Origin of the sequence: Serratia sp. CY55921 (assembly GCF_052167655.1) — a bacterium.
In the GTDB taxonomy this organism is placed as follows: domain Bacteria; phylum Pseudomonadota; class Gammaproteobacteria; order Enterobacterales; family Enterobacteriaceae; genus Serratia; species Serratia ureilytica.
Map to the genome: position 1 here is coordinate 1 of NZ_JBJNMU010000026.1, position 506 is coordinate 506.

Below are 506 nucleotides of genomic sequence, written 5' to 3' on the forward strand. Positions count from 1 at the left end.
GAGATGGAGAATACGTCTTCGATTGGCAGCAGGAACGGCTTGTCGATAGCACGCTCTGGCTCTGGGATGTAGCTGTCCAGGGCTTCGGCCAGTTCGATGATTTTCGCTTCCCACTCAGCTTCGCCTTCCAGCGCTTTCAGCGCGGAACCGCGGATCACTGGCAGGTCGTCGCCTGGGAAGTCGTACGCGGACAGCAGTTCGCGAACTTCCATTTCTACCAGTTCCAGCAGCTCTTCATCATCAACCATGTCGCATTTGTTCATGAATACGATGATGAAAGGAACGCCAACCTGACGACCCAGCAGGATGTGCTCACGGGTCTGAGGCATTGGGCCGTCAGTCGCAGCAACTACCAGGATCGCGCCGTCCATCTGAGCAGCACCGGTGATCATGTTTTTCACGTAGTCGGCGTGCCCTGGGCAGTCAACGTGCGCGTAGTGGCGAGTCGGGGTGTCATACTCAACGTGAGAGGTGTTGATGGTGATACCACGAGCTTTTTCTTCTGG

Annotated in this window: 1 protein-coding gene; it reads right to left on the reverse strand. The window is 56.1% G+C overall.

Annotated features, from left to right (window positions below; translation table 11 throughout):
- A partial coding sequence (locus ACJ8M3_RS24795; protein ID WP_442514789.1) for a GTP-binding protein occupies nt 1–506 on the reverse strand: 506 nt, incomplete at both ends.